General features: G+C 70.2%; 4 protein-coding genes. 2 read left to right on the top strand and 2 right to left on the bottom strand.

Going from position 1 to position 5,606, the window contains the following annotated elements:
- Both PKD06_RS04875 and PKD06_RS04870 read right to left on the bottom strand, forming a co-directional pair.
- Positions 1-100 (bottom strand): hypothetical protein (locus PKD06_RS04875; RefSeq protein ID WP_324378229.1); only part of this gene is annotated, 100 nt, incomplete at its 3' end.
- Between the two features lie 50 nt (positions 101-150).
- Complete coding sequence (locus PKD06_RS04870; RefSeq protein WP_324378151.1) at positions 151-2,181, bottom strand: FUSC family protein; 2,031 nt, start codon at positions 2,179-2,181, stop codon at positions 151-153.
- Between the two features lie 284 nt (positions 2,182-2,465).
- Here PKD06_RS04870 and PKD06_RS04865 point away from each other — a divergent pair, with 284 nt between their 5' ends.
- Both PKD06_RS04865 and ligA read left to right on the top strand, forming a co-directional pair.
- Entirely contained in the window at positions 2,466-3,230 is a 765-nt protein-coding gene (locus PKD06_RS04865; protein ID WP_324378149.1) for a 5-oxoprolinase subunit PxpA, read from the top strand.
- Positions 3,231-3,250: 20 nt separating this feature from the next.
- Positions 3,251-5,473 (top strand): NAD-dependent DNA ligase LigA, encoded by a 2,223-nt coding sequence (ligA, locus tag PKD06_RS04860; RefSeq protein WP_324378227.1) that lies wholly within the window; start codon positions 3,251-3,253, stop codon positions 5,471-5,473.
- The last annotated feature ends 133 nt before the right edge of the window (positions 5,474-5,606 follow it).

Here is a 5,606-nt window from a genome sequence, read left to right as displayed (position 1 = left end):
GGCGGAGATCAAAGGGGGGCGGGGGCAAGACAAAGGGATAGCCGCCGCGGCCGCGCAGCCCCCGCCGCACCGGCAGGCTGATCGCGAAGGTCAGGATCATCAGGACCGCCAGGGTTGGGACGAACACCCCGTAGAGGTCGATCTCACCCATCATGCGGCAAGCTCCGCTTCGGTCGGCGCCGCCGGCGGCTCGAAGCCGGGGGCGTCGCGGAAGAGGCCCCGGCGAAGGCCGGTCAGGCCGAGGAGGGCGCGGCGTCCGGGCCGGCCCTGGGGAGATTGGAGAAGGCTGGCGATCGCCCTGTCGATCGCGGCGAGCAGCTCCGGCTCGGCTCCCTCGATGCCGGTCCTCGCCAGCCGGGCGAGGGCCTCGTCGATCGCCTGCCTCGCCTCGCCCGAAAGCTTGCGATGCGCCCGGCGCAGCTCGACGACGTTGATCGCCACGCGGACCTCGCCGACGAGGTCGCCGATCTGCTCGATCTCGTCGGGCGGCAGCCGCGCGATGCGGGGCGCGACGAGCCCGATCCGGTCCAGCATCAGGGCTCCCAGCTCGAGCCCGTGGTTGCCGCCGACGCCGCGGGCGGCTTTCCGGAGGCTGGCCCGGTTGTGCCGCAAGAGGCGCGCGACCGTCCAGGGCGCGCTCACGGAGCGGATCAGCCGCGTGATCAGGGCTGCGAGCCACAGCCCGACCACGAGGGCCATGGCGGAATTCACGAAGCTCGCGAAATCGGCGCTGTAGCGGCTCTGCAACGCCATCACCGAGATGCTGTTCGCGGCGAGGGAGAGGCCGATGAGCGCGGTCTGGGGCCGCGTCATCAGGAGTCCGCAGACGATCAGATAGGGTGCGAAGGCGATCGCGAGCTGCTCGAAGGTCGTCAGAAGCGGCAGGATCCCGAACAGGTAGATCCCCGCGGCCGTCGCAGCCACGACGGCCGAATTGGCGAAGGTGAGGATGGAGGGCGCCGGATCGTCGAGCGAGGCGAAGATGCAGCAGCCGACGGCGGTCATCATGGGTGCGGTCGATCCCGACGGCCAGGCCGTGACGATCCAGATGCCCGTGGTGATCCAGATGGCGAGAATCGCGCTCACGGAGGATTGCAGCGCCAGCGTCGGGTCATAGTGCCGGACGGGGCGGGCATGGGCGGAATACCGGAAGGCCAGCCGGTCCTCGGGCGGCTTGCGGTCGATCACGTCCTGCCTCAGCCGCCGGATGTCGGCGCGCAGGTCGATCAGGTCGCGCAGGCGGGTCGCGAGGCTCGCCGTCAGGAGGTCGCGCCATGTCGAGCCGGGACCGAGCGGGACGTCGATCTCCGCGATCGCCGCCTTGACGCGCGCCGTCCTCTCGGGGTCGCTCGCGCCCGCGGTGATCCACTCCCGCACCTGGGCCAGGGCGGCCTCGACCGCGGGGCCGGCACCCCCCGCCTCGTGCAGGGCTCGGATCCGGTCGACGATGGCCGCCGAGGTCGGGATCATCATCAGCATGTGCTGGCGCAGGATCGGAAGGACGCCGGCGCTGCGCTCGGCCCCTGTCGCCTCGTAGCGAAGGGGGGCGCCGAGAAGGTCGATCGCGCTGGCATCCGCGGCGAGCTGGAGCCGCGCGATCCTCATCTGCACCGTGCCCTTCGCGTCGTCGAAGGCTTCCAGCGCGCGCTTGCGCGCCTCGGCGAGCCAGCTCTCGACCCGCCCCGCCACCACCGAGCTGACCGAGCGCGGCAGGATGATCGACGAGGCGAGCGAGGCGCAGAGGATGCCGAGGATGATCTCCTGGGAGCGCGACACGGCCGTGTCGAAGATCACGGCGGGCGTGTCCACGGTCGGGAAGCCGACGATCGCCGCGGTATAGCCTGCGAGGAGGGGCAGGTAGCTCTTGGGCGTCCGGTCATGCAGGGAGACGAAGAGGCAGAGCCCCACCCAGAGCGAGATCGCCAGGGTCAGGAGGACCGGGGCATTGACGAAGGTCGGCACGAGGATCACCGCGACGGTGGCGCCGAGCAGGGTGCCGCCCATGCGGTAGAGGGCCTTGGACCGGGTCGCGCCGGAAAAGGCCTGGCTCGTGATATAGGTCGTCGCCATCGCCCAGTAGGGGCGCGGCAGGTCCATCCAGAGCGCGAGATAGAGCGCGGTCATCGCCGCCGCGAAGGTCCGCAGCGTGAAGATCCATTCCTGCCGCGTCGGAAACGTCACGTGGCGGCCTCGTCGGCGGGGCGGGTGCGGATCGCGCAGCCCCGGCCGGCATTCGCAGGATCGGCGCGCGTCATGATCCGCAAGGCCCCGGGGACTCTCTCGATGCTTCTGATCTTAGAGCATTTTCGAGCGGGGTGGAGCCGCCCCGCGGGAAGAAAACGCGGCCCGACGACGCTTCGCCGGGGCGGGGGCGCCGGTGCGAAAGCTTCGGCCGGGCGGGGGCAGGCCGCGCTGGACCGGCGTCCCGGTTTCGCGGCAGATGGGGCCGGACGACGGAGGACGCCATGCGGATCGACATCAATTGCGACATGGGCGAAAGCTATGGCCGCTGGAGCCTCGGCGAGGACGAGGCGATGATGGATATCATCACTTCGGCCAATGTCGCCTGCGGCTTTCACGGGGGTGATCCGAACGTGATGGTGGAGACCGCGCGCCTCGCCAAGGCGAAGGGCGTGTCTCTTGGCGCCCATCCCGGTTTCAACGACCTCTGGGGCTTCGGGCGGCGCGTCATCCGCGGCGACACCATGGAGGAGATCGAGCGCATGATCGCCTACCAGATCGGCGCGATGCAGGCGTGCGCCGCGCTCGCCGGCCACGAGGTCACCTACGTCAAGGCGCATGGGGCGCTCAACAATCTCGTCAACGAGGAGCGCCCCTTCGCCGAGGCCCTGGGCCGGGCCATCAAGGGGGTCGACGCCTCGCTCGGCTACATGGTCATGCCGGGGCGCCACTCCGAGGCCGTGGCCGGGGAGATGGGCCTTGCCGCCATCGCCGAGGTGTTCGCCGACCGGGCCTATGAGGATGACGGCAATCTTGTCAGCCGCAAGAAGCCGGGCGCGGTGCTGCACGATGCCGAGGCGGCGGCGCAATCCGTCCTCGCCATGGTGCGCGACCAGGCCATCACCTCGATCCACGGCAGGAAGATCCCGGCGAAGATCGACACGGTCTGCGTCCATGGCGACGGGGCGACCGCGGTCGCCATGGCGCGGCGCGTGCGCGAGGTGCTGGAGAGCAACGGCGTGGCCGTCAAGCCGTTCGGGGCGGCGTGATGGCCGCGGCGGCCCGGCGCATGACCCGGCCGGCCTTGCGCGACATCGCGGTCGCCGATCTCGGCCTCGACCAGGCGCGGGCGGAATACGACGCGCTCGCGGCGGAGCTGAAGGAGCACGACGAGCTTTATTACAACGAGGACGCGCCGGCGATCTCGGATGCCGAATATGACGCGTTGCGCCGCCGCTACGAGGAGATCGAGGCGGCCTATCCCGATTTCGCGACGCCCGAGAGCCTGACCCGCAAGGTCGGCGCGAAGCCCTCGGAGCGCTTCGCCAAGCGTCGCCACCGCGTGCCGATGCTGTCGCTGGGCAAGGCTTACGACGATGTGGAGGTGGCCGAGTTCGTCGCCCGCATCCGCCGTTTCCTGCGCCTTGCCGAGGATGCGCCGCTGGCCTTCACGGCGGAGCCCAAGGTGGACGGGCTCTCGCTGAGCCTGCGCTACGAGGGCGGCAGGCTCGTCTCGGCGACGACGCGCGGCGACGGCCAGGAGGGCGAGGACGTCACCCCGAACGCGATGACGGTCGCAGACATTCCCCATGCGCTGAAGGGCGCGGACGTGCCCGACATCTTCGAGGCGCGGGGCGAGATCTACCTGACCCATGCCGATTTCGCCGCCGTCAACGAGCGGCAGGTCGCGGCGGGCAAGCCGCCCATCGCCAATCCGCGCAACGGCGCCGCCGGCAGCCTGCGCCAGCTCGATGCCGAGGTGACGCGCTCGCGTCCCCTCAAGTTCTTCGCCTATGCCTGGGGCGAGGTCTCGCGCCTGCCGGCCGCGACCCAGCATGGCATGGTGGAAACACTCGCCGAATATGGCTTCCGCACGCCCGATCTCCTGCGCCTCTGCCACGGCGTGGACGAGATGCTGGAGCAATACCGCCTGATCGGGGAGGAGCGCGCACGGCTCGGCTACGACATCGACGGGGTGGTCTACAAGGTCGACGACCTAGCGCTCCAGGAGCGGCTCGGCTTCGTTTCGCGCGAGCCCCGCTGGGCCATCGCCCATAAATATTCGGCCGAGATCGCCGTCACCGAGGTCGAGGATATCGAGATCCAGGTCGGCCGCACCGGGGCGCTGACGCCCGTCGCGCGGCTGAAGCCGGTGACGGTGGGCGGCGTCGTCGTGCGCAACGCGACGCTGCACAACGAGGATTTCATCAAGGGAATCGGGCCGGACGGAACGGAGCTGCGTGGCGGCGTCGATATCCGCATCGGCGACACCGTTACCATCCAGCGCGCCGGGGACGTCATCCCGCAGGTGCTTGAGGTGATGCTGGACAAGCGCCCCGCCGCCGCCGAGCCTTATCTTTTCCCGAATCTCTGCCCGGCCTGCGGCTCCCACGCCGTGCGCGAGCACAATCCGCGCACGGGCCGCGAGGACGTCGTGCGCCGCTGCACGGGCGGGCTCACCTGTCCCGCCCAGGCGGTGGAGAGGCTGAAGCATCTCGCCTCGCGCAACGCCTTCGACATCGAGGGGCTGGGCGGCACCTTCGTCGAGGTGCTGTGGGAGGCCGGCCTCGTGAAGGAGCCGGCCGATATCTTCAGGCTGGGCTACGCCGAAACCAAGGAGGCGCTCGACCGCCGCCGCAACGAATTGATCGACCAGCGCTTCGCGGCGCAGGACAAGGTCCGCGCCGCCAAGGCCAGGAAGGCCGAGGACGAGGCCAAGGTCGTCACCAATCTCCTCGCCGCCATCGAGGCGCGGCGCCGCGTCTCCTTCGACCGCTTCGTCTTCGGCCTCGGCATCCGCCATGTCGGCGAGACCAATGCGCGGCTCCTGGCCCGGCATTTCGGCTCGATCGAGGCCCTGCGCGACACCGCCGTGAAGGCCGCGGCGGGCGAGGAGGAGGCGAAGGCGGATTTCCTCGCCATCGACGGTCTGGGCGAGGTCGTCACCGAGGCGCTGATCGATTTCTTCGGCGAGGAGCACAATCGCGACATGCTCGCGGCGCTTCTCGCCGAGGTGACGCCGGAACCGCTCGCGGCCGTCTCGACGACGAGCCCCGTCGCCGGCAAGACGGTGGTCTTCACCGGCAGCCTCGAACGGCTCACGCGAGAGGAGGCGAAGGCCATGGCCGAGCGCCTCGGCGCCAAGGTCTCGGGCTCGGTCTCCGCGAAGACCGACCTCGTCGTCGCGGGGCCGGGGGCGGGTTCGAAGCTGAAGAAGGCGGCCGAGCTCGGCTTGCAGGTGATCGACGAAGGCGCCTGGCTCGCCCTCGCCGGGCAGAAGGCGGAGGGCTGAGAGGCGGGGCCTCCACCACGCTTCGCATGGTTTCCGTCCCTCTTGCAGCCACTCCCGCTTCGCCCCGCCAGCGACAGGGCTATTGGATATGGCGGTTTTCCCCCCCCCCACCCCCCCCCCCCCCAAACGGGGG

The organism is Enterovirga sp., assembly GCF_035325185.1.
Taxonomy (GTDB): Bacteria; Pseudomonadota; Alphaproteobacteria; order Rhizobiales; family Beijerinckiaceae; genus Enterovirga.
The sequence above is the reverse complement of the archived record's forward strand: the minus strand, read 5'-3'. Positions and strand labels throughout refer to the sequence as shown.